Annotated in this window: 23 protein-coding genes and 1 tRNA gene; 12 read left to right on the top strand and 12 right to left on the bottom strand. The window is 49.3% G+C overall.

Annotated features, from left to right (window positions below):
- Positions 1-196: 196 nt before the first annotated feature.
- The 7 genes from ACOTSW_RS02735 (at position 197) to ACOTSW_RS02705 (ending at position 5,303) form a co-directional block, all read left to right on the top strand.
- Complete coding sequence (locus ACOTSW_RS02735) at positions 197-1,510, top strand: hypothetical protein (protein WP_423680866.1); 1,314 nt, start codon at positions 197-199, stop codon at positions 1,508-1,510.
- Between the two features lie 373 nt (positions 1,511-1,883).
- Positions 1,884-2,279 (top strand): hypothetical protein, encoded by a 396-nt coding sequence (locus tag ACOTSW_RS02730; protein WP_423680865.1) that lies wholly within the window; start codon positions 1,884-1,886, stop codon positions 2,277-2,279.
- A 57-nt stretch (positions 2,280-2,336) separates the two neighbouring features.
- Positions 2,337-3,473, top strand: a complete 1,137-nt coding sequence (locus ACOTSW_RS02725; protein WP_423680864.1) for a replication initiation factor domain-containing protein — start codon at positions 2,337-2,339, stop codon at positions 3,471-3,473.
- Positions 3,470-3,667: a DUF4224 domain-containing protein gene (locus ACOTSW_RS02720; protein ID WP_423680863.1), complete on the top strand. Its 198-nt coding sequence runs from the start codon at positions 3,470-3,472 to the stop codon at positions 3,665-3,667. The genes ACOTSW_RS02725 and ACOTSW_RS02720 overlap by 4 nt, the downstream gene beginning before the upstream one ends.
- Before the next feature lie 3 nt (positions 3,668-3,670).
- On the top strand, positions 3,671-4,696 hold the full coding sequence (locus tag ACOTSW_RS02715) for a tyrosine-type recombinase/integrase (protein WP_423680862.1): 1,026 nt from the start codon (positions 3,671-3,673) through the stop codon (positions 4,694-4,696).
- Between the two features lie 81 nt (positions 4,697-4,777).
- Positions 4,778-5,029: a type II toxin-antitoxin system Phd/YefM family antitoxin gene (locus tag ACOTSW_RS02710; protein ID WP_186896427.1), complete on the top strand. Its 252-nt coding sequence runs from the start codon at positions 4,778-4,780 to the stop codon at positions 5,027-5,029.
- The gene (locus tag ACOTSW_RS02705; RefSeq protein ID WP_423680861.1) at positions 5,019-5,303 is read left to right on the top strand and encodes a type II toxin-antitoxin system RelE family toxin; all 285 of its coding nucleotides are present in this window, start codon (positions 5,019-5,021) and stop codon (positions 5,301-5,303) included. Before ACOTSW_RS02710 ends, ACOTSW_RS02705 begins: the two co-directional genes overlap by 11 nt.
- A gap of 135 nt (positions 5,304-5,438) precedes the next feature.
- Here the strand turns inward: ACOTSW_RS02705 and ACOTSW_RS02700 are convergent.
- Positions 5,439-5,512 (bottom strand) — tRNA-Gly (locus tag ACOTSW_RS02700).
- Positions 5,513-5,747: 235 nt separating this feature from the next.
- Here ACOTSW_RS02700 and ACOTSW_RS02695 point away from each other — a divergent pair.
- Together ACOTSW_RS02695 and ACOTSW_RS02690 are read left to right on the top strand one after the other, a co-directional pair.
- On the top strand, positions 5,748-6,191 hold the full coding sequence (locus ACOTSW_RS02695; protein WP_423680859.1) for a thioesterase family protein: 444 nt from the start codon (positions 5,748-5,750) through the stop codon (positions 6,189-6,191).
- A 60-nt stretch (positions 6,192-6,251) separates the two neighbouring features.
- Complete coding sequence (locus ACOTSW_RS02690; protein ID WP_423680858.1) at positions 6,252-6,608, top strand: DUF1304 domain-containing protein; 357 nt, start codon at positions 6,252-6,254, stop codon at positions 6,606-6,608.
- A gap of 63 nt (positions 6,609-6,671) precedes the next feature.
- On the opposite strand, the gene ACOTSW_RS02685 is transcribed toward ACOTSW_RS02690, so the two are convergent.
- Together ACOTSW_RS02685 and ACOTSW_RS02680 are read right to left on the bottom strand one after the other, a co-directional pair.
- On the bottom strand, positions 6,672-7,727 hold the full coding sequence (locus ACOTSW_RS02685; RefSeq protein WP_423680857.1) for a phospholipase A: 1,056 nt from the start codon (positions 7,725-7,727) through the stop codon (positions 6,672-6,674).
- A gap of 103 nt (positions 7,728-7,830) precedes the next feature.
- A complete protein-coding gene (locus tag ACOTSW_RS02680) occupies positions 7,831-8,574 on the bottom strand; it encodes a TIGR00730 family Rossman fold protein (protein WP_423680856.1) in 744 nt (247 codons plus the stop codon).
- On the opposite strand from ACOTSW_RS02680, the gene polA reads away from it, so the two are divergent.
- The 3 genes from polA to ACOTSW_RS02665 all read left to right on the top strand — a co-directional run bounded on the left by polA (position 8,575) and on the right by ACOTSW_RS02665 (position 14,878).
- Positions 8,575-11,355, top strand: a complete 2,781-nt coding sequence (gene polA / locus ACOTSW_RS02675; RefSeq protein ID WP_423680855.1) for a DNA polymerase I — start codon at positions 8,575-8,577, stop codon at positions 11,353-11,355.
- A 790-nt stretch (positions 11,356-12,145) separates the two neighbouring features.
- A complete protein-coding gene (locus tag ACOTSW_RS02670) occupies positions 12,146-13,834 on the top strand; it encodes a methyl-accepting chemotaxis protein (RefSeq protein ID WP_423680854.1) in 1,689 nt (562 codons plus the stop codon).
- A 258-nt stretch (positions 13,835-14,092) separates the two neighbouring features.
- Complete coding sequence (locus ACOTSW_RS02665; protein WP_423680853.1) at positions 14,093-14,878, top strand: substrate-binding periplasmic protein; 786 nt, start codon at positions 14,093-14,095, stop codon at positions 14,876-14,878.
- A gap of 124 nt (positions 14,879-15,002) precedes the next feature.
- Here ACOTSW_RS02665 and corA read toward each other — a convergent pair whose 3' ends face one another.
- From corA to mpl, 9 genes are all read right to left on the bottom strand, one after another.
- Positions 15,003-15,977: a magnesium/cobalt transporter CorA gene (corA, locus tag ACOTSW_RS02660; protein WP_423680852.1), complete on the bottom strand. Its 975-nt coding sequence runs from the start codon at positions 15,975-15,977 to the stop codon at positions 15,003-15,005.
- Between the two features lie 186 nt (positions 15,978-16,163).
- Positions 16,164-16,625, bottom strand: coding sequence for a hypothetical protein (locus tag ACOTSW_RS02655; protein WP_423680851.1), 462 nt, complete (start codon positions 16,623-16,625; stop codon positions 16,164-16,166).
- Complete coding sequence (mtgA, locus tag ACOTSW_RS02650) at positions 16,622-17,317, bottom strand: monofunctional biosynthetic peptidoglycan transglycosylase (RefSeq protein WP_423680850.1); 696 nt, start codon at positions 17,315-17,317, stop codon at positions 16,622-16,624. The genes ACOTSW_RS02655 and mtgA overlap by 4 nt, the downstream gene beginning before the upstream one ends.
- A complete protein-coding gene (gene aroE / locus ACOTSW_RS02645) occupies positions 17,314-18,171 on the bottom strand; it encodes a shikimate dehydrogenase (protein ID WP_423680849.1) in 858 nt (285 codons plus the stop codon). Before aroE ends, mtgA begins: the two co-directional genes overlap by 4 nt.
- Complete coding sequence (locus ACOTSW_RS02640) at positions 18,168-19,061, bottom strand: TonB family protein (RefSeq protein WP_423682240.1); 894 nt, start codon at positions 19,059-19,061, stop codon at positions 18,168-18,170. Before ACOTSW_RS02640 ends, aroE begins: the two co-directional genes overlap by 4 nt.
- Before the next feature lie 35 nt (positions 19,062-19,096).
- Positions 19,097-21,196, bottom strand: a complete 2,100-nt coding sequence (locus ACOTSW_RS02635) for a ribonuclease catalytic domain-containing protein (RefSeq protein ID WP_423680848.1) — start codon at positions 21,194-21,196, stop codon at positions 19,097-19,099.
- A gap of 147 nt (positions 21,197-21,343) precedes the next feature.
- Positions 21,344-21,964: a chorismate--pyruvate lyase family protein gene (locus ACOTSW_RS02630; RefSeq protein WP_423680847.1), complete on the bottom strand. Its 621-nt coding sequence runs from the start codon at positions 21,962-21,964 to the stop codon at positions 21,344-21,346.
- A gap of 2 nt (positions 21,965-21,966) precedes the next feature.
- The gene (locus ACOTSW_RS02625) at positions 21,967-22,548 is read right to left on the bottom strand and encodes a YqiA/YcfP family alpha/beta fold hydrolase (RefSeq protein ID WP_423680846.1); all 582 of its coding nucleotides are present in this window, start codon (positions 22,546-22,548) and stop codon (positions 21,967-21,969) included.
- Positions 22,545-23,939 (bottom strand): UDP-N-acetylmuramate:L-alanyl-gamma-D-glutamyl-meso-diaminopimelate ligase, encoded by a 1,395-nt coding sequence (gene mpl / locus ACOTSW_RS02620; RefSeq protein WP_423680845.1) that lies wholly within the window; start codon positions 23,937-23,939, stop codon positions 22,545-22,547. The genes ACOTSW_RS02625 and mpl overlap by 4 nt, the downstream gene beginning before the upstream one ends.
- Positions 23,940-23,970: the final 31 nt, after the last annotated feature.

The following is a 23,970-nucleotide window of genomic DNA, read 5'->3' as shown; positions in this document are numbered from 1 at the left end:
TTTTCAAGCATTTAAATTTGCTAATTAATCCAAATAGTTAAAGCCATATTACATCTACAAATTCAAATTTTATTGCGACTTTAGAGTGTTGAGTGGTGTGCTTGGTGAATATTTTGTATAAAGATGCTTGGTCTATTTATTTGCAGTTAGAATAGATCAAAATGCAATACTATCTATATTTAACCTAATAATATTTATGAATATTTATCAAGTAAATACGGTGTTCACTCCAAGCACGCCCGCACGCATCGCCTTTGTTGAGAGGAAATCAATTAATGATAAATTGGTGAATGCATTAACAACTTTAGGCAAGCAAATTGTTGTTTATGGACATTCTGGGTCTGGTAAAACGACTTTACTTGTTAATAAACTAAATCAAGTTTACGAATCTCATATAACTACTCGATGTATGAAGGGTATGAAATTCGAGCAGATAATTTTGGATGCATTTGACCAGCTTGCTACATTCTTCACCAGTGAAAGAACTGGTGCGCAGAAAAAAACTATAAGCGCTGAAATTTCCGCATCCTATTTAGCGCTCCAAAGTAAGGTTCAAGCTAATGAAGTTACAGAAGCCGGCACTAAAGAGCTTCGAATGGTGCCGCCTCAATTAACGGGACAAGCATTGGGTCGTTTCATAGGTGCGTCTAAATCTTGCTGGGTGCTCGAAGATTTTCATAAGATCGAGGAATCTGAAAAGTCCAAGTTATCGCAGCTCATGAAAATCTTCATGGATTTAGCTGATGAATATAATGATTTGAAAATTATTGCTCTGGGTGCTGTTGATACTGCACGGCAAGTAGTTGACTACGACCCTGAAATGCGAAATAGAGTTGCAGAAGTTCGTGTTGATTTAATGTCCGAGTCCGAAATTATGGACATAATTGCTAAAGGTGAGCAAGTTCTTAATTTAATAATACCTCTTAAAATCAAGAATTTAATAGCGCGTTATTCAAATGGATTGGCTTCTGTTTGCCATCATCTTTGCTTATACATGTGTCATGCTGAAGGAATTCACGAGACATGTAAGACTCCCTTTACGATGACTAAAGTATCTTTTGAAACAGCACTCAAAATGTATGCTGAAGAGGCATCCGACAGTATTCGGAGTACCTTTGATAAGGCATTAAAAGTTCGGAGAAAGTCTGCATTCAATAATCAAGAAATTATTCTACGGGCTTTATCTACATTTAAAGAGCGCGGTGCTAGCCGAATTGAGATTTATAAGAAAATTCAAGAAACGACGCCAAGTTTTCCTGAAAAAAATACTTCTAATTGCCTACCAAAATTGCTGACACAAGAATATGGTGAAATTTTAAGGTTCGACTCAAATTCTGGATTGTATTCATTTTCTGATCCTATTTTTAGGGCGTTTGCATTGGTGTATTTCAGAGAGGAATTACCTCCAAACGGAAATCTATCGGAAATCATGAAACAGCTAACTATGGAATTGAAAAAACATTTCCCAAGGGAAAATGTGCGCGTTGCTATCCATAAAGTTAGCAAATAAGTTGAAAATGAACTATCGCGGTAGTAATTGATTCAACTAATTCTAATTCTTTGTTTATTCATCAAAAACAATTGTTTAATTGCTTAAAAGCACTTAAAACTCACAACACGTATTGCAAGCAATGATGTAAGAGGATTAAAAATCTAAAGCAAGGCGATTTGAGTCTGCTCGGCGCACATAGCGCCGATTCTCCGAGGGCATAGCCCGTAGAGAGAACCGAATGGGCAGATTGCGCCGAAGGACGCAACCTTGCCGTTTCATGGTGCGCCTAAAGCGCATCCACGGATAGACTGCCGCAAACCGTATCTCAATCTCTTCAACGGTTGCCGAATACCCCTTAATCAATTATGCTGTTTTGATTAAGGAGGTCGCCATGGCAAGAAAAGACAAATACCCAACCCCACCAACAAAAGATGTTCATTCACCTGAACGTGCTGAGCAATTAGTGCAGATCGTGAATGACGCGCTCAATCGTTTTTCCGGGAGTGCCGATGAGTTAGAAAAAGCCGTTGGCATGATGATGCTCGGTGATTACCTTGGCTGGAAGGTGCTCGTAATCATCCACAATAAAAGAACACTTCGAAAATATGAAGAAATCTTAGGCATTAACGTCCGAGAGTTTTTTCCAGAAGAGGGACTGATCGCAAAGCGTGTTCTTGGATATGAGATCGCTCTTAAATTAGGAAGTTTCTGGAAGGTCGTCAGCGGTGATGTCTCAGTCGAAAATCGGCGCGATATGACCGATCCGGCCGGAGAACTAAAAAAATAACAAAAAGGGTTTTCAAAACCCTTGACAGGGTAATAGATACCCTCTATCTTAAGGGGTATGGATACCCCTAAACTTTCTTACGTTAATGATTCAGGCATAGAAGCGGCATCTGCTGGCGCGTTCGCCACGCGGGCGCCTGCAGATGCCGCGCACTGCCCCCCGTCTGGTAATACGGGGGGAAAGTTTCATACAGAGATCGATCCGAATACAGGTGAAAGTTTTATTATCTGTACTAACGGCAATGGAAGACCAATTGTCTATTTCATCCCGCAACCAGTCGATGGCGTAGTTCCCTACGCTGCAATCACTGATTATTTCAACTGCACTTTCCGCTTCGATTCCGCAGATTCACTGTCGGAATTATTTCAAAATCTATTCATCATCTTTGGAGCTAAGTTTGCTCCAGCGATTAACCGTGAGCGTGGCTTACACGGCTATAAAAATTCATTTCAGCTTGGTGAAAGTAGTGCCTTGTTTGCGTACGGCGGTCAATCTGGAACGGCATTTCTCTCTTTGCCAGGTGAAGCATGCTCATTGGTCGCCGATTGGAACCTTGTAACTCAATATTTACGTAATACATGGCAAGCATCAATTACACGTTGGGATGGTGCGGTTGACGATTTCGACGGATTGCATACGGTAGATATGGCTGTAAGCCTCTATCAGTCGGGAGCATTTAACGCTGGTGGTAATAAGCCCTCCTGCAATCAGAACGGTAATTGGATAGAGCCCGATGGAAAAGGGAGGACGTTCTATGTCGGAAAGCGCAAGAACGGAAAAATGCTACGTGTTTATGAAAAGGGAATGCAGCTTGGTGAGTTGTGGCATCCATGGGTGCGCTGGGAAGTGGAACTACACAACACCGACCGAATAATTCCGTGGGAGGTTCTTACCGAGTCAGGGCAGTATTTTGTTGGTTGCTATCCCAAAGCCCTTAGCTGGGTTCAAGAGCCAATGATGCGTATTAAAACCATTAAGCGGCAAGCGCAAATCAGTTATGAACACCTTGCAGAGGTTGCTTCAATTGCCTATGGGGCACTTATCAACGTGATGTTAGACGTTGAAGGGTCAGCAGACGCTGTTCTTAAAAAGCTCAAACGAGACGGGGTTCCGCGCAGGCTGCAACATCCTTTCGTTGAGAAGCAATCTGATTTCGTCGATCCAATTTCTCAAAATAAATTTGAACAATCATGAATACATTTCTCGATGCGAATGATTTAGTTCTTTTAACTGGCCGAAAAACTAAATCAAAACAAGTCGCAACACTTCGAAAAATGGGAATCCAGTTCTTCATCAATGCCTGTGGAAAGCCAGTCGTACCGCTCTCAGCCATAGATGGGCGGCGTGAAGAGAAAAAATTGAAACATCAATGGAATCCAACGGAGTAAGCCATGGGTAGAAAGCCGACGACCAATTTGAATTTGCCGCCCCACATGCGTAAACGAGTTCGTGGAGAACGTATTTACTACTTTTTTGATACAGGGGATAAACCTCGTAGAGAAATCTCGTTGGGGAGTGACTACATATCTGCACTCGCAAAATATGCAGAACTGAATATTACAGAAAAAGTACAAGCACCAACGTTCGGTGATGCAATTGATCGCTATAAAAAAGACGAGCTACCAAAACTAGCAAAAAATACTCAGAAAATTTTCAGGTATGACATACAACATGTTGAGGCATATTTTCGAACAGCTCCTTTAGATCAAATTCGACCAGTGCATATCCGGAAATTTTTAGACAAACATCGAGATAAACCTACAACTGCCAATCGCTGTAAGCGCTTATTTTCCAACATCTTCAATCATGCACGTGGTTGGGGTTATACCGATGCACAAAATCCTTGTGAAGGTATTCGCGGCCATTCACTTGATAAGCGCACGGTCTATGTATCAGATGATTTGTTCAACGCAGTTTATATGCAAGGAAGCCAATCTCTGCGCGATGCAATGGATTTAGCTTACCTGACTGGGCAGCGTCCGGGCGACACTCTGTCTATGACTGAAGATGACATAGTTGACGGATATTTGATCATTGAGCAGGAGAAGACGAAACAACCTTTGCGCATCGTGATTTCCGGAAAATTAAAGCAAACGATAAAGCGAATTCAATTACGGAAGAATGAATTCAACATTGTTACTAATGCCCTACTCGTCAACGAACACGGAAAGAGAATGACTCCGGCAGTTCTTCGAAATCATTTTACGGAAGCAAGGCAACTGGCAACCGCCGCAAATCCTGACCTTGAGCAAGCGATCAAAAATTTCTGGTTCTATGATTTAAGAGCAAAAGCCGCTGACGATACATCTGAAGCCAGAGGCGATCAAGCGGCGAGTGATCTATTAGGGCATGACAGCGTAAAAACGACCAAACGACATTATCTGCGTCGTGGGAAGATCGTCTCCCCAACAAAATGACTGCAAATAAAGGGAGGTGCACTTGTGCACTTAAAAGTGCTACTATTAGGTCATTTAAAAGATCATTTAAAGGTGTTAATCATGGAAGCTATACTCGCTCCGTCATCCGTTGGAATTAGCGAATTAAAGGCAAACCCTACCGCTGTGCTGGAAGCATCCGGCAATAAGCCAGTTGCTATTTTGAATAGAAATAAGCCTGTTGGATACATGCTCACTGCTGGTGCTTGGGAAAAAATTCATAGCATTTTGGAAGATGCAGAATTACGTCGTGTTGCTGAAGCTCGCTTATCAGATGGGAAGAAATCAATAAAGGTTAAGTTAGATGACCTATGAACTTGAATTTCACCCTGATGCAAAAAAAGAGTGGGATAAATTGGATGGTGCCGTAAAAACACAATTTAAAAAGAAATTGGCCGAACGCTTAGAGCAACCTCATGTGCCGAGTGCAAGCGTCAGCGGTGGTCAAAACTTATACAAAATCAAACTCAGAACTATTGGCTATCGGCTTGTGTATCAAGTTAAGGATAAAGAGATTGTTGTACTCGTTTTATCTGTTGGAAAACGAGACGGAAATATTGCCTACCAAAAAGGGCTCGCTCGGAAATAATACGAGAGGAGAGGCGGCCTAAATCTGCCATGTGATACATGACTATAAGAAAGCCTGAGAAGATAGTTTTGCGGAACTTTTATAGAATTGCGGAACTCGGGCACCGAACAAAACCAGCTAAGCTATTGATTTTATTGGAGCGGGTGAAGGGAATCGAACCCTCGTATGAAGCGTGGGAAGCTGCCGTTCTACCATTGAACTACGCCCGCAAAACCGCCATTTTAAGCGGGTTTGACTATCCTTGGCAAACATCTGCGCCCCGTACTGTTATCGAAAAACCGCTGACGGTGCCTGCCAAAGCATGAGTGCAAGTACCGTGGCAGACAGCCGTTTTCTTTTTCTGGGCAGGCTGGCAGACAAAGCCAGATAAGGTATCAAGCCGTCCAATACAGCCTGAGAACGGCCACAATCAGACTTTATCTCTTATCTCTTTTTCAAATTCCCATGGCTCGCCTGCAACTGCATTTCCCAGAAGACCAGTACTATTACTCCACACAACTCACCGTTCGCGTGACCGATATCAACGGCGCCAATCATCTCGGTAACGATTCCATGATTTCGATGATTTCCGAAGCGCGTGCGCGTTTTCTTTTTGAATTCGGTATCCGGGAAACAGCGCAGGATGGTGTCGGTATCATCGTCACGGATCTGGCGACCACTTACAAAGCCGAGGGACATGCGCGTGACCAGTTGCTGTTTGAAGTCGGCGTGATGGACTTTAATAAATATGGCGGGGACATCACTTTCCGTATCAGTCGCCCTGCCGATCAGGCGCTGGTAGCAATGGCAAAATCAGGTTTTGTATTTTTCAATTACCAACTCGGAAAAGTCGTTCCTATGCCGGAAGAGTTTAAAAACAAATTCAGCCGGGTAAACTGGCTGGACTGACATCAGAACAATCTGAGTCTTCATTGTCGTCATCATTTATAAGAAAAAAGGAGCATACGCATGGCTTTATTAGGAAACATCATCGTCGGTCTGGTCGCCTTGTTACACGTCTATATCCTGATACTGGAAATGTTTTTATGGGACAAACCTGCGGGGATGAAAGCCTTCAGGCAAACCAAAGAATCCGCAGCAGTGACAAAAGTGCTGGCGGCGAATCAGGGCTTGTATAACGGCTTTCTTGCCGCGGGCCTGTTCTGGGGACTCAGCCTCGGAACTGCCGGGCATGATGTAAAAGTATTTTTCCTCGGCTGTGTTCTGCTCGCCGGTGTGTATGGTGCGGCGACCGCCAGCAAAAAGATACTCTATATTCAGGCGCTGCCTGCCTTGCTCGGCCTGATATTGGTGAATGTCGCCTGAATCCGCAGTTTTCTTACTCAGCAATAAAAAGTGCCCGTGGCTGTTGGCTGACGGGCTTTTTTATCAACGCCACTCGACCAGGGAAATACCGAGACCAAACCTGTTCTGGCGAAAATTGTAGTCAATCAGACTTTCGCCATAACCGCTGAATATCTGTGCATATCCATGCAAACCAGCAACCAGCGGAAATGCCCATTCCAGTTGCACAGAGCCGCGCGATTCTTTTCCACTGCGCAGGCTGTGTCGCCCCTGAAAAGTGAAAATATGTTCACCTGTCTTACGTGTCAGTAATACTTCTCCACGGCCAATATAGTTTTCAATGCCCGGATTATCATCATTACCGACGGCTTCCTTAATACGCCACCAGGGGCGCAGGCTGATACTCCAGTCTCCACGCTCGGCGGCAACTTCGCCGATCACGCGGTTCCAGCTACGCGACAGAGGCAGGGAACGGCCATTCGACTGATGATTTAAGCTAACCGACGCCATGCGCCCATGCCAGCCCATCACTTCAAACGGCGTGGAAAATACAGCCATCAGTTCAGGCTCATAATTTGTTTCACGAAATGGCCGTGACAAATCGTCGTTGTAAACCTGCCAGCGCGATGATTGCGTATAACCGCCCCAGATCGTCGCTCTGTCACCCAGCAAACCATCAAAGATTTTGGATTTAAAGCTCAACTGGAATTTCGCTTCAGCAGGACTCAGGCCAATGGCATCGGACTGATGACCAGGTGTCGGCGAGTAAGGCGCTTTGTTGATCCGGCTACTGTAAGCCACCGGCAGAATGTACACGGGCTTATACAAACGCGGTAAAAACCTTGGATTTTTATTCGACGGATCAAGATCCCAGCGCTCAGTTAAGCCATCCACCCGCTCACTCAGAAACGAGCGCGACGCCTCACTTTCGGCCACAACGGGAAGCGGTGCAACAGGTGAAACAACTGTTTCCGCCGTCATTGCAGGCACAGAATTCACGGCATTTGCATCCGTGGCATTCTTGTTCCTGTTATGCAACTGATCGTAACAGGCGAGTCGCTGTGCATCGTTGTCCAATTGTACGCAGTGCGTCTGCGCCGCGGCGCTCATACTGTACATCGCCAGTAATAGTGCGCTCATCGGCCATATCCTCCGCTGCGGCTTATTTGATATATCCGTTATTTTCTGTTTCATTGCATTGTTCTGTCTGACTTATTTCCGCAAGAAATTTCATGGCCGATTATTACAGGTACAACATACGTTGCCGCTCATCTTCGGAAGGCTCGATATCACGTGCTTCATAGAAGGCAAAAATCGCATCGACAATGTTTGCCGGTTCATCGATCAGATGCACGAGATTCATATCTTCCGGGGCAATCATGCCATTGCCGACCATCTGCACCCGGATCCATTCCAGCAGACCACTCCAGAAACTCGTTCCCACCAGAATCACGGGAATATGCCGCGTCTTGCCGGTTTGAATCAGAGTCAACACTTCGCTGACTTCATCCATCGTGCCAAAGCCGCCAGGAAACACAACATACGCATCGGCGTATTTCACAAACGCGACTTTGCGTGCAAAAAAATGACGGAAGCTGAGGCTGATGTTTTGCCACGGATTCGTGCGCTGCTCGTGCGGTAATTCGATATTCAGTCCCACCGATGGAGAAGCCCCTTCATAGGCACCTTTATTCGCGGCTTCCATAATGCCGGGGCCTCCGCCAGAAATGACCGCAAAACCCTGATCCGACAATCGTCGGGAAAGGTCCACACAGAGCTGATAGTATTTGTCGTCCGGTTTGGTTCTGGCTGAACCAAAAATAGTCACGGCCGGGCGTATCGTCGAAAGGCGCTCGGTGGACTCGATAAACTCTGCCATAATCGTGAACATATGCCACGATTCACGTGCTTTTAAGGCGGTTGCCTTATCGCGGTCGATAATCTGGCGCAACCTCGTCACATCTTTTCTGTTTCCGTTTCCGTTCATATGCAAAATACCCTGTTATTAGTCGATGGCTCAAGTTATCTGTACCGAGCCTTTCACGCCATGCCCGATCTGCGTAATCCGCAAGGAGAGCCAACCGGCGCCATCTACGGCATGATCAACATGCTACGCCGTTTGCGCAGTGATTATCCGGCAGCATACATGACTTGCGTATTTGATGCAAAAGGCAAAACTTTCCGTGATGACCTGTATCCCGAATATAAGGCACAACGTGCGGCCATGCCTGATGATTTGCGCCTGCAGATAGAACCGATACACGAGGCCGTCAAAGCCATGGGCTGGCCTATCCTGATGGTCGAAGGCGTCGAAGCCGACGACGTGATCGGTACACTCGCTGTCGAGGCCACCGCACGCGGTCTGAATACCATCGTGTCAACCGGAGACAAGGATCTCGCTCAGTTGGTCAATCCCCACGTCACCCTGATCAACACTATGAGCAACGAGAAGCTTGACGAAGCAGGTGTACTCGCAAAATTCGGTGTGCCACCCGGTCGCATCATTGATTACCTGACACTGATAGGCGATACCGTCGATAACGTTCCCGGTGTGACCAAATGCGGCCCCAAAACAGCGGTCAAATGGTTAACTGAATACGATACTCTCGACGGAGTGATCGCCAATGCAGATAAAATCAAAGGCGTGGTCGGCGATAACCTGCGTGCGGCATTAGACTGGTTACCACAGGGCCGTGTACTGATCACGGTCAAAACAGACTGCGATTTATCAGCACACCATATTTCTATCGATGAATCGCTGGTCGCACAGGAAGAAAACAAAGAAGCGATGCTGGCGTTCTACAAACGCTACGGTTTTAAGACCTGGTTACGTGAATTATCCGGCGATGCAACGGCGGGCGCGACACCGTTAAGCGCAACGCCAAAAGCCGCTGCTGGTTCAGGTAATACGCCTGCACAGGCGGGCTTATTCAATGATGACAGCGCAATGCCTGCGGCTGTTATCAGCAATTACGAAACTGTATTAACCGAAACCCAGCTTGACGCCTGGATCACCCGTATCAATAACGCCAGCCTGACTGCAGTCGATACTGAAACCACCTCGCTAGAACCGATGACAGCGCAGTTGGTCGGAATTTCTCTGTGTTGCGAAGCTGGTCATGCCTGTTACATCCCGGTAGCACATCAATATGCTGATGCCCCGGCACAATTGCCACGCGAATTGGTACTGGAAAAACTCAGGCCATGGCTGGAAGATGAAAGCAAAGCCAAGGTCGGACAAAACCTGAAATACGATACGCATATTTTTGCAAATCATGGCGTCGCGCTGCGCGGCATCGTCCACGACACCTTGCTTGAGTCTTATGTTTTTGAGTCGCATAAATCGCATAACATGGACAGCCTTGCGCTGCGCCATCTCGGCAAAAAAACCATCAGTTTTGAAGACGTCTGCGGCAAAGGTGCGGCGCAAATCTGTTTTGATCAGGTGGATCTGCAGCGTGCAACAGACTATGCCGCAGAAGATGCTGACATCACACTGCAATTGCATCTGGCGATGTGGCCAGAAATCGAAGCAGACGCCAGCTTGCAACGCGTTTATCACGACATAGAATTACCCACTTCGGTCGTATTACAAAAAATAGAACGCAACGGCGTCCTGATCAATCAAGACTTACTCAACGCTCAGTCGAATGAAATCGGTAAGCGTTTGCTGGAGCTGGAACAAAACGCCTACGCACTCGCAGAACAACCGTTTAATCTGAATTCGCCAAAACAGCTCGGTGAAATTTTCTTTGGCAAACTGGGCTTACCCGTCATCAAAAAAACACCGTCCGGTGCCCCCTCAACGGATGAAGAAGTTTTGCAAAAACTGGCCGAAGATTATCCGCTGCCCAAAGTATTGCTGGAATACCGCGGGCTCGCAAAACTCAAATCGACCTATACCGACAAGCTGCCGAAAATGGTCAATGCGCAAACAGGCCGCGTGCACACCAACTATGCGCAGGCCGTTGCGGTCACTGGCCGCCTGGCATCGAACGATCCTAATCTGCAGAACATTCCTGTACGTACCGCCGAAGGACGCCGTATCCGCGAAGCCTTTATCGCGGCTCCCGACCATGTCATTATTTCCGCCGATTATTCGCAGATTGAATTGCGCATCATGGCGCATATTTCCGGTGATGCCAGTCTTCTGAAAGCCTTTGCCGATGGCGAAGACGTACATAAAGCAACAGCCGCTGAGATTTTTGGTGTCGCACTTGATGATGTCACGAGTGAGCAACGGCGCTACGCGAAAGTGATTAATTTCGGTCTGATTTACGGTATGAGCGCATTTGGACTCGCCGGTAATCTCGGCATAGAACGTGCAGCGGCACAAAGCTATATCGACAAATATTTTCAGCGCTATCCAGGCGTTGCGCAGTACATGGCCGACACCCGCACCAAAGCAAAGGCACACGGCTATGTTGAAACCGTGTTCGGACGCCGCCTGTGGCTGGCAGAAATCAACAGTCCTAACGGCCCGCGCCGTCAGGCTGCTGAACGCGCGGCGATCAATGCACCTATGCAAGGCACGGCTGCCGATCTGATTAAACTCGCCATGATCGCAGTCCAGAATTGGCTCGAAAAAGAACGCCTGCAATCAAAAATGATCATGCAGGTGCATGACGAACTAGTGCTGGAAGTTCCGGAATCCGAACTGGATCTGATACGCAATAAACTGCCGGAACTGATGGCAAATGTGGCACAGCTGAACGTACCCTTGCTGGCGGAAGTCGGTATAGGAAAAAACTGGGAAGAAGCACATTAAAGTCTCCCTTGCTACATGCGCCTGCTGGCAGCATTTCGTGCTGGCAGGCGCATGTATGAAGGTTCCCGTTTTGTGAAATGATTCCGGTACAAAGTTCAGCAGCTAAGTCAGCTTGTATCGCAGTCAGAGGATATTGTTGTTTCCCCTTCATCGAGTCCATTTTCCGTGCTGAATAGTTAATTAAAGTTAACTCTGGCAATACTTGTACCCCGCAAAATAACAACGTTTTTCTCTATGAAAAAGCATTACTTTTACTGACCAGCCCCGTCCTTTCTGCAACAGTATTTAACTTTACGCATAGCGATGTGTGTATTACAGTTTTCCCGCCGGAACAAGGTTAGCAGAGGATTTTTTCTGCCTGGCTTCAGCTTATTTCAGGGTGCCCTGATATAACAAAAACCTGCATTTCATTTGCCATACTGATGGTTGAGAATGACAGAAAAGACGAGCCATGCGCTGTAATATATCCGTCGAGCAACTTCATTTTTACATCCAGAAAATTTACTTATTGTCTGGTATATTTTCTTGGCGTAAAGTCAAAAAACAAACATTTTCTATCGTTGATCATGCTTTGTTCACTCGCGTAAGTTGAGTGACGTTTTTGATGCATATTGCCTGCTTAGCTATTCCGGCTTTGATGCCAGCTGTTGTACCTGTTTTTTACCGGCCAAGCAGACTGATGTTGAACATTTCACCCGCATCTCATTCGCAGCTAATGAAGCTGCTGCGAATTTATGTTGAATCAAACAAGATGTGAGTATTCAAGCCGCTCAGATAATAGAGGAATAGTATGCGTTTAAATATGCCAGTCACTCAGAACGAGTATCTGATCAGTGAGACAGAATCGATCGTCTCCACGACCGACTTACAAGGAAACATCACCTACGCTAATCCGTATTTCATTGAAGTCAGTGGTTTCACGATGGATGAACTGCTGGGCGCACCGCAAAATATCGTGCGTCATCCGGACATGCCTGTCGAAGCCTTTGCTGATTTATGGACCACGGTAAAATCGGGCTTACCATGGACCGGTATCGTCAAGAACCGCTGCAAAAATGGCGACTATTACTGGGTCTGCGCCAACATCACACCAGTGATAGAGGATGGCAAAGCTGTCGGCTATATGTCTGTGCGCACCAAAGCATCTCCCAAGCAGATAAGCGACGCCAGTAAACTATACGCCGAGCTGAAGAACGGTAATCCTAACAATATTCGTCTGCATCAGGGTGGAGCCGTCAGTAACAGTCTCAGCGCCAGATTACGTTCCAGTTTCAGATTTTCCGTCAGTCATCATCTCGCGCTGACAGCCGCGCTGATGCTACTTTCTTCGTTGTTCGCACTGATCTGCAACTTCGTGAAGTTTGATCAGGAAAGTGAAATCCGCTGGTTGAGTGCGTTTCTGTTGCTCGCGACATTCAGCGCATTCTCTGCCTGGTATAACTTTCACAGAGCAGTCACGGTTCCCAGCAAGCGAGCGCTTGAGGCCTGCAAAATCATGGCAGGTGGTGACCTGACAGGGGAAATCAACACCACGCGCACCGATGATCTCGGACAAATATTACGGATGCTGCGTCAGTTACGTGTAAATCTGCATTCGATTGTCGGTGACGTACGTAAAAATTCACAAAAAATCAGTATTGCGACCAAAGAAATTGCTGCTGGCAATATGGATTTATCAAGCCGTACGGAATCGCAGGCCTCGTCTCTGGAGGAAACGGCTGCCAGTATGGAAGAGTTTGCCTCAACCGTATCGCAAAACTCGGAAAACGCCAGTCAGGCCAGCAATATGGCGAGCGATGCCTTGCGCGTGGCGAGCGATGGCGGCAGAATTTCAGAGCAGATGGTTGCGACGATGGAGGACATCAGCCACTCATCGAAGCGCATGATAGAAATCACCGGCATCATTGAGGGCATCGCATTTCAAACCAATATTCTGGCACTGAATGCCGCAGTAGAAGCAGCGCGCGCTGGCGAGCAAGGGCGCGGCTTCGCAGTCGTTGCATCGGAAGTCCGCAATCTTGCTCAGCGCAGTGCTTCTGCATCAAAAGAAATCAAGCAATTGATCGATGAATCGATGCGTAAAATTCAGACTGGTGCTGCGCTGACCGGCACGGTCGGCAACGCTATGCGGGAAATCATCGTCACCTCTGAAAAAGTCACCAGCGTGATCGGTGAAATCGCTTCCGCATCTCAAGAGCAGCGTTCCGGCATCTTACAAGTCAATGATGCGGTCACACTGATGGATGAAGTCACGCAACAGAATGCCGCGCTGGTCGAAGAAGCAGCTGCAGCGGCCTCCAGCCTGGAAGTCCAGACCACCACTCTGGTTAATGCATTATCTGTATTTAAACTCGACCACAGGACCGAGCAATCGTCCAAGCGTTCGTCGGATGCGATCAGATCCAGAACAAAGGCGGCACCGAGATTTTCATCTGCCACGACTTCAGATTCTCACAGAAAACTACCACAGTTGAGCTGAGTATCATCGCCTTCCCGGAACACACTCCGCATCACCGTCGCGGAGTGCCTCTTACATTACCCGGAATTAATAATTTTCCTGCCGTCAGAAAGCTGCCGCAGTAACACGCTTTACCGGCATCCGTTAACAAAATAAACACCTGGTTTTGCGAAGGTTGTAAAAATACGTACAAAGTACAGAAAATACAGGCAAAGTCTTAGCGAAATCAGCCAATATGCGTCAATATGATAAGTAAGACTGATCTCCGACTACATTTGCATGACTATCCGTAGTGCAAACAACTTCACAGCATACCTGACGCGTCTGCTGCTGTTGCTCATTCTCCTGAGCGGCAACGCTATAGTGGCAGCGCGAGCTGAAACAATCACTTTGATTGGTGAGGATGACTGGTATCCCTACTCAGGAGCCAAAAACGGCAGGATACGCGGTTTTGCCGCCGATATTATTGAGGCAGCTTATGCGGCCTCCGGCATTCAGGTCCGGTTTACTCCTGCCCCGTATTCACGCTGTCTGATGCTGGCGCAGACAGGACAAGCACTGGGATGCTTCGACAGCTTGCAGGACGCCAAACTCGCGTCGCTGTTTATCTTCCACAAAGAACCGATATTCAAAGCCGTTATCGGCATTTATGCACGGGCAGACGATCCTTCGACAACAGTCAGCCGACAGGAGCTGCGCGGACATAAGATCGGCTTCACACATGGTTATACCTATGGCAGCGAGATTGAAAACAACGCCGGCATTGTGCGTGAAACAGCGCCATCAGATCTGTCGAATTTGCGTAAATTATTACGAGGCAGGTCCGATTATTCGCTGGTCTATACCAGAGTTGCCGATCACCTCAGTGTCACGCATCCGCAAGAGTTTAAGGGTAAGATCAAGCAGGTCGGTGTCGTGCTCGAAGACAAGTTGTTTGTCAGCTTTTCAAAAACCTGGCCGGGTGCCGCGCGCTACGCACAGTTGCTCGACAGCGGTTTGCTGACCATCAGAGCCAACGGAACCTATGCGCGGATAGAGCAACGCTGGCAGACACCTCCACCCTGATACCGCACCCCGATACTTCACACTTGTGAAGATGGCGCCAGCGAACTGACAATCCTGACGCGGTCGCTGACGCACACATCTGAGGGCTGCACATCAGACTGCCCCGGTCCTGATGCCACTGCGTTTATTTTAACCAGCCGCGACGACGGAAATACCAGAACGGCGTAATCGCCGATGCCAGCATCAGCAGCAGAGCAAATGGATAGCCAAGTTCCCAGTCGAGTTCCGGAAACCAGCCTTTAAAGTTCATGCCGTAGATACTGGCGATCAGGGTCGGCGGCAGGAAAGCCACACTGGCGACAGAGAATATCTTGATGATCTTGTTCTGATTAATATTGATGAAACCGACGGTGGCGTCCATCAGGAAGTTAATCTTATCGAACAAAAATGAGGTGTGACCGTCCAGCGATTCGATATCGCGCAGAATCTGGCGCGCTTCCTCAAACTGATCCGCATTCAGCAAACGACCGCGCATCAGAAAACTGACGGCACGCCGCGTATCCATCATATTGCGGCGAATGCGCCCGTTCAGATCTTCCTCCTGGGCGATTGAGTTCAGAGCTGCGGCTGCGTCCTGATCGCTGAATTCTTTTTGCAACACAGCGCGGCTGACGTCTTCCAGATTCTGATATATACCTTCCAGTGCATCCGCGGAATACTCGGCATCGGTCGCATATAAGTCCAGCAGCACATCTTTGTAATCGTTGATAGAACCGGGACGTGAACGGGCACGCATGCGCACGAGGCGGAACACAGGCAAATCAGTATTGTGTACAGAAAAGAGAATATCGCGCGCCAGAATGAATGCAACTGTCACCGTGCGCGCAGGTTCATCATCTTCGTCTTCGTCGATCAGAAAATCGGTGCGCAAATGCAGATCGCCGCTGTCCGCTTCGTAATACCGCGCAGAGGCTTCAATATCCTTGACTTCGTCTTCGCCCGGTAACGTCACGCCGTAGATACTCTTGACCCATTCGCGCTCTTCTTCATTCGGATCAGTCAGATCGACCCACACCGGCAAGGTATTTTCAAGATCGGCACGATTTTCGATATTGATCTGGCTCAGCCGTCCGTTGTGTAATACGAAAACATTAATCATGGGCAATTCCGCTAAAAACCTGCTAGGAGTGAGGCTGAACACGCGATACGGAGAGTGAAACAAATTGCTGCACACCACCCGGCATCATTGCAAGACCAGACCTGACTTAAATTTCTTCATTCACTATGTATCAGTACAACAGCTGATACCTTACCCGACAAACGTCCGGCATTTGCGCTGTTACTTTTACCGCTGCGCCTTTTGCAACGCCTTTTCCAGTGCCTGCAGTCGTAAATCCTGATCAGCATGGCTGGCACCGGCATCCTCGGCTGGTACCGGAGGTTTAACGAATCCCTGAGTATCGTTCAGCTTGACCTTCCTGCTGGTCGGATTACTGTCAAGACAGGCGGTGTCAGAGTACACCGTTTTTCCATCAATCGTACAACGACGCACACCGGATTCAACCGTGGCGGCCTGACGCACGCCACCGCTGTTTTGTCCAGGCAGAGTAAGTTCCTGTACGCCCGTGACATTTTTTAATTCATTGCCGATCACGTTCGCCGACTTTCCCCATTTCGTCCAGACTTCCTGCATCGGCAAATGGCCATAACGTATCGTATATAAAAAACCCATCGATACCAGCCCCAGCAACATAAACAAAGCAGAAATCCAGATCAGGCTCAGCCCACGTTGTCGTTGTAAATTCATGGTACCTCCGCGTAAGTCATGCGTTTTAAAATTAACTCAGTCCGTCTTTGCAGATATCCTGATCCCTGGTTTTTATCAAAGTAACGAGGCTTAGGCAGCATCACCGCTAAGCGCGCCGATTGCGCAGCCCCCAGATTGGCTGCACTGATGCCGTAATAATGCTGTGCCGCCGCTTCGGCGCCGAATACACCAACGCCCCACTCAACCGAATTCAAATAAATTTCCAGTATGCGGCGCTTGCTCATGCAAGCTTCGAGCATGTACGTAATGATCAGTTCCTGACCTTTACGCAGATAACTACGCTGACCGGACAAAAACAAATTCTTGGCAAGTTGCTGTGTGATTGTCGAGCCGCCGGAAACAACCTTGCCTTTCTTCTGGTTCTTTTCATAAGCCTTTTGCATCGCCTCCCAATCAACACCTTCATGATCGACGAAGGTATCGTCTTCTGAAGCAATCACAGCACGTTTCAGATGTGTGGAAATGCGGTTATACGGCACCCATTTATGCTGCAACCGTGCATCTGGATTTTTCTCTTGCAGCACGCTGAGTTGCTGGCGCATGAAACTGGTGGAAGAAGGATTGAAATTAATCCACCAGCAGATTTGCAACAGAAAATACGCTTGCAGCAAAATCACCAGCAACAGCGGCACCCCGACCAGCCAGAATAATAATCTGCGGAACAGCTTCATTTCGCCTCCGCGCTGGCATTCAATGCCTGTCGCAACTCCGCCAGCACCGCGGAAGTTTGGGGGCGCACTCCGCGCCACAGAAAGAACGCTTCGGCGGCCTGTTCCACCAGCATGCCCAAACCATCACGACATTGCGCGCCGTGTGTCGCTGCAAAACGCAAAAATGCCGTTGGCTGGGCACCATACATCAGATCGTAAGCCAGCGTTCCGGTATCAAACAAGCTACCCGCCACAGGCGGCACATCGTCATACAAACTGGCAGAAGTCGCGTTGATGATCACATCAAAACGACCATCAACATCGCTAAAAGTGCTGGCGTAAACCGGACACTGAGGGAAATATTGCTCAGCCAGTTGCTGCAGCTCCTGCGCTTTCGACAAGCTGCGGTTGGCAATCACCAGTTCTGCCGGCAATTGCTCCAGCAAAGGTAATAAGCTGCCGCGTGCTGCGCCACCTGCCCCGAGCAAGAGAATGCGTTTGCCCTGCAGAGGTACGTCCGCATTACGCACGATGTCAGTCACCAGTCCGATGCCGTCCGTGTTGTCACCCAAAATTTTTTCGCCATCAAAGCGTAAGGTATTGACTGCACCGGCAACTGCAGCGCGGGTAGTTAATTCCGTTGCCAGTGCACAGGCTTCCAGCTTGAACGGCACGGTCACATTCGCGCCTTTGCCTCCCTGCTGCCGGAATGTCTGCACACTGGCGGCAAAACCATCGAGTGGTGCCAGCAATCGCTGATACTCCAGCATTTGCCCCGTCTGCGCGGCAAATGCGGCATGAATATACGGCGACTTACTGTGCGCGACGGGATTGCCAATCACGACATAGTGATCCGGTGTTACGGTGTGATTCATTTTTTACCTCCGCGCAGCTCAGTTTCCAGTTGCTGATCGCGCGTGAATTTGAAGCGGGTAATGACTACCCATAAATCGTCTTTATCATCCGAACGCATGTTCTGTGGAAATTTGCCGAACGGTGCAGCACTGCGAACGATACGCAAGGCGGCTTTATCAAGTGCTTTATTACCGGAAGATTTTTCTATGCGCGGGCCGCCTTCTTTTTCATAAATGGTACCGTCCTGGAAAATCGGGATATACACGATCAGTTCACCGTATAGTTTTTTCCCTTCCTTTTGCGGGAAATTCAGGGTGCCGAAATCTTCTATGCGCTTTTGCAATTCTTTGTAATACATCGCATAACCGACTTTTTGTGTACTCGGCGTAATGAAGGTTTTGCGCGGACGCTTGTTCTGGTCTTCTATCGTCTGTGAAATTTCTGCAGCCATCCGCGCCAGAGCTTTACTGGTATCGAGATCGTCGCTGCCTTTATCAGGCGTGCGGCTGTCATCGAGTCGGCGTTTCTCTTGCTGCGGCAAGCGGAATTTTTCCTGACGTCTGGCCTGATCGAGCAATTGCCGTTGCTGCTGTTCCAGCTCTTCTATGCGTTTGGTCGCATTACGGATACTGTCACCGTCTTCGCTTCTGTTCATATCCGGCAACGGCGATTTACTGCGACCGCTGTCATGCGCACCGCCGCCATCCAAATCGGCTTGTGCCAGCGCATCTGCTTTCAAAGGCTTGCGGTCATGTTTGGAATTGACCAGTATCACTTCCAGCCCGGGGTCTGCGGCCTGCGTTTCTGCAGGCTTGGGTGCGACGAAATGAACCAGCAGCAATGCCGCATGAACGACCACGGAAACGGTAAGTGCAATCGTGAGTATCAAATTATCAAACACGGATTTCATGGGCATGCTGTCTGTCTTTTCTGTCGCGCTGTTCATTACTCTGCTTGTGGCTGAATCTTATCGCTATCGCTGCTGTCAACACTGTCACCGGCGACCGCTTCCTGATCGTCGCTTGCTGCAACAGCTTCATCCGGTAAGGCATCGACCGCAAGTTCCAGCGCGTTTTCAAGCTCCGCATCCATTTCAGCTTCCAGCACTTCTTCTTCACCGATATCCGTCACGGTTCCCAGCACTTCGAGTATGCGTGCCTCAACGCTGAGATCAACTTCATCCCAACGCAAAATGTCGAGTCGGACTTGCGCGCCACGGGCAGTCTGCGGCATGCCCGGCAAGCGGATCACCAGCGGAATCTCAACCAGACGCAGAATCTCATCTTTCAACACCACCGCATCGACCTGACGTGCCTGTTCCTGCTCCAGCCAACGCAGGCACCAGTAACGTTCCATATTGGTCTGGAAATCGTTGTAGGCAGAATAAGCTGCGTCAAAAGCTGAAACAATCGCGAACAAATCGGCATCTTTCGGTTTGAACGGCGCCACCAGCGGTGCGGTCACACCATGTTGTACGCAAGCGATAATCTGCCACTGATTCACCAGATCGGTATAGCGGCGTAAAGGTGACGTGCTCCACGCATACTGATCCACACCCAAGCCCTGATGCGGCGCGGCATGCGTCAGCATACGGACTTGCATGCGACCAGCCCAGCCGCCCTGACCGCGGCCACCGGCCACGCCCTGTGCGCGGTAAATGCCGGGGATGCCATGATCCGCCATCAATTTACCCCAGGTGCTGTTAGCGAAAATCATCAACTCCGCTACCATCTTATCGAGCGGTGCACCGCGTTTGCGACGGACAATACTGACGACATCGTCTTCGACATAAAAATTGAAATCAACGCGATTGGTTTGTTCCGGCTTCATGCCGAAACTTTCACGCTTCGCCATACGTCCCTTTTCCAGCACCAGCGCCCATTTCCAGATCTGCGCGATCTCGGTTTTATGCGGATAATCACCAGCATCGTTCGCCAGATTTTCTTCGGTCACCAGCGCATCCAGATCGTTATGCCGCAGATTCGACGCAATCGGGACCGCCTCGATCTTGGTTTCGGTGTTCAGTACCGACCAGTCAGCGGTATCGAGCGTCGCATACAGCGACACGGCAGGACGCGCTTGTCCGGCACCGAGGGTATATGTATCGACCAGATCGTCCGGCAACATGGTGATTTTGTCGCCTGGCATATATACGGTGGACATACGCGCACGCGCCAGCTGATCAATCGCATCACCGCGCGCGATGCTTAAAGCCGGTGCAGCAATGTGAATACCGACGCGCAGTTTGCCATCACCCAGTTCAACCACAGAAATCGCATCGTCAATTTCAGTCGTCGTCACATCATCAATCGAAAATGCCTGCACATCGGCAACCGGCAAATCTGATGGTAATGCCGGTATGGTGATAGTCGGGAAACCCAGACCTTTGGGGAAATGTTCGAAATAAAATTTCGCCAGATGTAATTCTTTCGGACTGCGGATGCCGCCGGTCGCAAGCATCAGGCGTGAGGCCGACATTTGCAACGCGTCGCAAGCCTCTGCCAGCGCTTTGTATTCGATCGTGTTTTTATCGGGCTTGAACAGGAGTTGCAAAGCCAGTGGTTTCATTGCTTCAGGCAAACGATGCTGCTTCAGCTCTTCGACATAACTGGCCTGGATCAGCAATTGCTGTTTCTTCTTTTCGATACCGGCGAGTGCGGCTTTCAGGGACGCTTCCGGCGCTGCCTTGTAGCGGCCCCGGCCTTTTTTGTAGAAATACACTGGCGCAGTATGCAAGGCAAAAATCAGGCTGGCGGCTTCGACTGGTTGTGGTGCGTGACCGAAATATTCAGCACCGAGTTCAGCAAAACCAAACTCTTCCTGACCCGCGACTTCCCATAAAAATTCGAGGTCAATATCTGCAGCAGCAGCGCGTGCCTGCTCGATCAGCGTAACCGGATCAGGCGCTGCGAATTGCAACAGCACATCCTTGGCTTTGACTTTGCTGCGCTTACCGCTCGCCAGTTCGACCTGATAGGCTTCCCCTGCCTGCGACATCATGCTGCCCGCTTTAAAATCGCCAGATTCTTCAAAAAATAAATTCATGCAAGACTTCTTTTCTTCATTTTTACGTCTGTATTTTTATCAATCGGGGGGAGTATCTTGTATTTTCAGCCTAATGTCTTTGTATTTAAAAGGCTTTTAAAAATACTCCCCCCAGTATATTTTTCCGGTTTTTCCCCGTTTTCAGCGTCAGCGTAGCTTGCGCACTGTTTCCGGCAGCTTGTGCGGCAATGTCAGCACGGCGGGCAAAAACACCTCAGTGACCAGCAGGCAGGCACCTTTGCGCCAGAATAGGGAACGTCGCGCCGTCAGACTGCGTTCTGCCGACAGCTCCGGCAATACCCGCACGATGCGACGCATCAGCGGGTGCGTCTGATGCAAGCGGGCATACGATAATGTGCCGCGCACCACCTGCGGATCATTAAACAAGGTACTGCCTAAAGAGCGCTCTCCCAACCCCTGAAACAAAGGCCATTGCGTTGCCGTTGCACTCAGCGGCACCACGGTATGGCCATATATCATTGCTTCGCCATCGCAACGCAGTATCACTTCGCGCTCATGCACCTGACGCCGTTCCGGTAATCCGATCACAGCGTACTCATCCGGCAGACACACTGCCTTGTGCTGCGACAAACGCTGCACGCGAAATTGCGTACAACGTGCAGTCAGTCTGGCCGTCAGTGAATCGCGGTTGGTCAGCCAGTCCTGCATCGCCGGCCGCCGGTCTATGGTGTTGACATGCTCAACCCAGTGCGCCACCGATGCATGACGAAATGCGGAACGCAGAGCGGCTTTGCCAGAATCACGCACCTTCAGACCTCGTCATCACAAAAAGCCATGACCAGACCGAGGTAATCCGCAAACTCGGCAATGCCGTGATCGCTGCCCTCGATAATTTTCTGTTTTGCCCCCAGATAATGCGCAACCATTTCTCGCCAGTCGAGCACTTCATCACCAGTCGCAACCAGCAAAAAATAACGCTCAGGCCGGGTGATTTTTTCGACTGCCAAGGCCCGCAATTGGGCGACATATTCCGCTTTGAATTCAAATACTTCGTCGCTGTGATAATACGTCGTCACACCGACATAACTTTCCAGATCGCGCGGTGGTTTAACGGCAGGATTGAGCAGCACGGCTTTGCAAGCGTATTTTTCCGCCAGCCAGGTCGCATAGAAGCCACCTAACGAGGAACCTATCACCGTCAATGTTGCGCGTTGTGACGGATCCGCTGTCGCAATGATGGCTTCGGCCTGTGCGATTGCTTCTGCCGGTGATGGCGATAATGCAGGACAAAAAAATTCATCCATACGTCTCAGCTCCTGCATATGCTGCTGCATCACCCGCGCTTTATAAGACTGCGGGGAGGAACGAAAACCATGCAGGTAAACAATCATGCTGCCACAACCTCAGCCTGTGCACGCGCTTTCAGCGCATCGAGTAATTTCTGATGGACGCCGCCGAAGCCGCCATTACTCATGATCAGCACATAATCACCGGGCCGCGCCTGACGGACAATAGACTCCACCAGCTCGGGAATCACCGAAAAAGTCGCCAGCTTGTCGCCCAGCGGCGCCAGCGTTTCAGCCAGATCCCAGCCGAGCGCATCTTTGCCTTCATGTGCTCCGAAACCAAATACCAGATCCGCTTCCGCCAGACTGCCGGGCAAGGCTTGTTTCATGGTGCCGAGTTTCATGGTGTTGGAACGCGGTTCCAGCACAGCGAGAATACGGGCGTTGCCGACTTTGCGGCGCAATCCGGCGACCGTCGTCGCCACTGCAGTCGGGTGATGGGCAAAATCATCAATCACGGTGATGCCGTTTTCAATGCCGCGCACTTCCATGCGTCGTTTCACATTCACAAACTGCGCCAGCGCTTCAATCGCAATCTCAGGTTTGACGCCGACATGGCGCGCGGCAGCAATCGCGGCCAGAGCGTTCTGACGATTATGTTCGCCATTCAGCTGCCATTGCACTGTGCCCTGACATTCATCGTTGAAAAAGACGTCGAAATCTTCACCGTCTTTTAAGACAATGCGCCATTCCTGTTCATTGCCGAAAAACTCTCTTTCGCTCCAGCAACCGCGTTGCAGCACGCGTTGCAGGGGTTCGTTCTGGCCATTAACGATCAGACGACCAACGCCCGGCACCGTGCGCACCAGATGGTGAAATTGCGTTTCTATCGCACCGACATCAGGGAAAATATCGGCGTGGTCGTATTCAAGATTATTCAGAATTGCCGTCTTGGCGTGGTAATGCACGAACTTGCTGCGCTTATCGAAGAACGCGGTATCGTACTCATCAGCCTCAATTACAAAAAAATCCGAGGCATGATTGCCTTGCAGTCGCGCAGAAATGCCGAAATTCAAAGGCACACCACCGATCAGGAAACCCGGAGCGTAACCGGCATATTCGAGTATCCAGGTCAGCATCGCCGAGGTGGTGGTTTTGCCGTGCGTGCCAGCGACCGCGAGTACCCACTTATGGCGCAGGATGTGGTCACCCATCCATTGCGGGCCGGAAACATAAGGCAAGCCGCGATTCAGGATTTCTTCCATCAAAGGATTGCCGCGCGACACGACGTTACCGACCACGTACAGATCCGGCTCCAGCGCGATTTGCTCAGCGCCGAAGCCCTGCGTGAGCGTAATACCCTGCGCTTCTAACTGTGTGCTCATCGGAGGATAAACGTTGGCATCGCAGCCTGTCACGGTATGTCCGGCTTCCTTTGCCAGCACAGCCAGTCCGCCCATAAACGTGCCGCAAATACCTAAGATATGAATGTGCATAATTTAACTAAATTTCAGAATCCCGCAATTC

The sequence above is a fragment of the Undibacterium sp. WLHG33 genome (genome assembly GCF_049544815.1).
Taxonomy (GTDB): Bacteria; Pseudomonadota; Gammaproteobacteria; order Burkholderiales; family Burkholderiaceae_D; genus Undibacterium.
The sequence above is the reverse complement of the archived record's forward strand: the minus strand, read 5'-3'. Positions and strand labels throughout refer to the sequence as shown.